The organism is Mesorhizobium sp. M2A.F.Ca.ET.039.01.1.1, assembly GCF_003998035.1.
GTDB lineage: Bacteria > Pseudomonadota > Alphaproteobacteria > Rhizobiales > Rhizobiaceae > Mesorhizobium.
In genome coordinates, this window is the sequence record NZ_RZRY01000692.1 from 1 (window position 1) to 3,216 (window position 3,216).

Below are 3,216 nucleotides of genomic sequence, written 5' to 3' on the forward strand. Positions count from 1 at the left end.
GCCTTGACCAGACCCTTGTTGTCGATCGCCATTTTGCCGTCCTTGACCAGCGTGCCGACGATCGCGGCATTGACCGTCTTGGTCATTGACCAGCCGAGCAGCGGCGTCTTGGCCGAGACTCCGTCGCCATAACGCTCGGCGACGACGCGGCCGTTCTTCACCACCACGATGGCGCGCATGCCGGGTCCGGCCATGGCCGAGTCGTCGACGATTTTCGCGACCTCGGGATTTTGTGACGCATCCACGCGCTCGCCATCGGGCCAAAGCGCGTCCGCCTGCGCCGGTGCGGAAGCTGCCGCGCGCCGCGACGTCTGTCGCGCCTTCCCGGTGTCACCGTCGGGAACCGAGGCGCAGCCGACGCCGTCGCGTTCCACGGCGACGCTCTTGCCCAGCACCCACAGCAGGCCGGCGGAGACAAGTCCCCTTTCCTTGTCGACGGAGATTTTCATCAGCCTGAGCAGCGGATGGCCCGGCGCCTGCACGTCGACGGCCAGAACCTGGTTAGCGTCGCGGCCGGCAATGAAGACGTTCGAGCAGACGATCTTGGCCGAATAGCCGGCGCCGACTCGGATCAGTTCCGGCGGCGCGAAATAGAGCCAGGCGAAGAGCGCGACCACCGCCAGGATCACCAGGCCAAGCAGACACTTGATGAACTTCGCGACAGCCTGCATCTTTCCCCGCCTCTTTGGATTCGCCGGCACGATTTATGTCATCGATTTGCCGCCATTGCTTCCGCAAAATCACCGGCGTAGTCGAGCGCCGTCAATGGATTATCAACCATGTTCGGCGATCAACTTGTCCATGTCGCCCAAAATTGCACAGCGGTTTTGGGACAACGACATGGACGGACAAATAAGGCGGACGATCTCGTGGGGCGATCGTCCGGCAGGGGGACGCGAGGTTAGCGACCACCATCAGTAAAGGACCCATCAGCGGCCGGCTGAACCCGGCTCGGGGAATATCATGCGCCGTCTCGCGGCCATCCTGATGCTGACGCTGCTCTGCGCCTGCTCAACCGTCGACGACCTTTCGCCGTTGTCGCCATCCTTGCAGACGGTCACCGTGCGCGCGCCCAAATTCGAGGATTCCAAGCCGCATGAGTGGGACAGCGGCGCGCCATGGACCTACGCCATCCACGGCACCGATGTCTCCAAATACCAGACCTCGGTCGACTGGCCCACCGCCAGGGCCAGCGGCATCTCCTTCGCCTTCATCAAGGCGACCGAAGGCGGCGACCGCTTCGACGAGAATTTCAACGAGCACTGGGCACGCACCAGGGCAGCCGGAATCCCGCGCGCGGCCTATCATTTCTTCTATTTCTGCACGCCGGCGGAAGCCCAGGCGCGCTGGTTCATCGCCAATGTCCCAAATGACCCGTCAGCCATGCCGCCGGTGCTCGACATGGAATGGAACCCGAAATCGCCGACCTGCAGGCTGCGCCCCGATGCGGCCACCGTCCGCAGTGAGATGACCGTCTTTCTACAGATGGTCGAGCGTCACTACGGCAAGAAGCCGATCATCTACACCTCGGTCGACTTCTTCGACGACAACCAATTGGCGACGTTCCGCGGCTACCCCTACTGGCTGCGCTCGGTCGCAGGGCACCCGCGTGAGAAATACGGCAGCCATCCCTTCACCTTCTGGCAGTACACCGGCACCGGCATCGTGCCCGGCATGACCGGCAAGTCCGACATCAACGTCTTCAACGGCTCGGAAGCCGCCTGGAAGAAGTGGCTGCGGCAGAACACCCGTTGACATCGGCCCTCCCGCCTGCTTTTCGACACGGCGGGCGGCGAAACATGCAACCGCTGGTAATCCGGAGCGGCGCACTCGCGCGAGTGCATGGCGCGGCTCCTGGGCTTTGAAATCCTCGCATGCGCCTGTGCGGTCCCGACCCGGGATCACGATCAGGTCATGCGCCGGTCTCGAAAGGAAAGCGATGCGATTGCGCGTTGAAATCCTGGCGGCGCTTTTTGTCGGCGCGTTCGCACTGCCCGCGGCGGCGCAGGAATGCGGCGGCGACTTCGAGACCTGGAAGCAGGGTGTTGCGGCCGAAGCCAAGGCGGCCGGCGTCGGCGAAACCGGGCTCGATGCGCTGGAGGACGCCACCATCGACGAGCGAGCGCTGGCGCGCGACCGCGCGCAGGGCGTCTTCACCCAGACTTTCACCGAGTTCTCCAACCGCATGATTTCGGCCTACCGCCTGAAGCAGGGCGCGGCCAATCTGAAGAAATATGCCGAAATCTTCGACCGCGCCGACAAGCAGTTCGGCGTCCAGCCGGCCATCATCGCCGCCTTCTGGGGGCTGGAGACCGACTTCGGCGCCGTGCAGGGCGACTTCCAGACGCTGAATGCGCTGGTAACGCTTTCCCATGACTGCCGCCGGCCCCAGCTCTTCCGCCAGCAATTGGTGCCGCTTTTGACGCTCATCGATCGCGGCGTGCTGCCGGCCGACGTCAACGGCGCCTGGGCCGGGGAGATCGGCCAGACGCAGATCCTGCCGACCGACTATCTTGCCGAGGGTGTCGACGGCGATGGCGACGGCAAGGTCGATCTCAGGAACAGCGTGCCGGACGTCATCATGACGACCGCCAACAAGATCATGTCGCGCGGCTGGAAGCGCGACCAGCCCTGGGTCCAGGAAGTGCGCGTTCCCGACGACATGCCATGGGACCAGACCGGCCGCACCAACAAGCTACCGCTGTCGCAGTGGGCTCAGTGGGGCGTGACCGAGCCCAACGGCAACCCGCTTGTCGACAATGGCCTGAAAGCCGGCCTGGCGCTACCGATGGGCCGCAAGGGTCCCGCTTTCCTGACCTATGACAATTTCGATGTCTATCTCGAGTGGAACCAGTCCTTCACCTATGCGCTGACCGCGGCCGTTATGGCGACGCGGTTTGCCGGCGCGCCGCAATTCGATCCACGCACGCCCGAGCAGGGCCTGAGCGGCGACCAGATGAAGGCGCTGCAGACCAAGCTCGAAGCCAAGGGTTACGATGTCGGCACTGTCGACGGCATCCTGGGCACCAACACGCGCGAAGCAATCCGCAAGGAGCAGACGCGGCTTGGCCTGCCCGTGGATGGCTGGCCGACGCCGGAGTTGTTGGCGAAATTGTAGGCAGTAGGCAGTAGGCAGTAGGCAGTAGGCAGTAGGCAGTAGGCGAAAATCCATTTGGGACCACAGGCTGTAAAGTCCTATTCACTACTGCCTACTGC

General features: G+C 63.8%; 3 protein-coding genes. 2 read left to right on the forward strand and 1 reads right to left on the reverse strand.

The window, feature by feature from the left end:
- On the reverse strand, nt 1-671 hold a 671-nt coding region (locus tag EOA24_RS31945; RefSeq protein WP_145992556.1), incomplete at its 3' end, for a serine hydrolase.
- A gap of 292 nt (nt 672-963) precedes the next feature.
- On the opposite strand from EOA24_RS31945, the gene EOA24_RS31950 reads away from it, so the two are divergent.
- Both EOA24_RS31950 and EOA24_RS31955 read left to right on the forward strand, forming a co-directional pair.
- Nucleotides 964-1,755 carry a GH25 family lysozyme gene (locus tag EOA24_RS31950; protein WP_126081978.1) on the forward strand — a complete coding sequence of 264 codons (792 nt, stop codon included), beginning with the start codon at nt 964-966 and terminating at the stop codon, nt 1,753-1,755.
- Nucleotides 1,756-1,939: 184 nt separating this feature from the next.
- Entirely contained in the window at nt 1,940-3,118 is a 1,179-nt protein-coding gene (locus EOA24_RS31955; RefSeq protein ID WP_126081977.1) for a lytic murein transglycosylase, read from the forward strand.
- Nucleotides 3,119-3,216 lie beyond the last annotated feature (98 nt).

Coding starts and splice junctions, on each gene's coding strand:
- EOA24_RS31950 (WP_126081978.1), top strand. CDS start 964: ATGCGCCGTCTCGCGGCCATCCTGATGCTGACGCTGCTCTGCGCCTGC.
- EOA24_RS31955 (WP_126081977.1), top strand. CDS start 1,940: ATGCGATTGCGCGTTGAAATCCTGGCGGCGCTTTTTGTCGGCGCGTTC.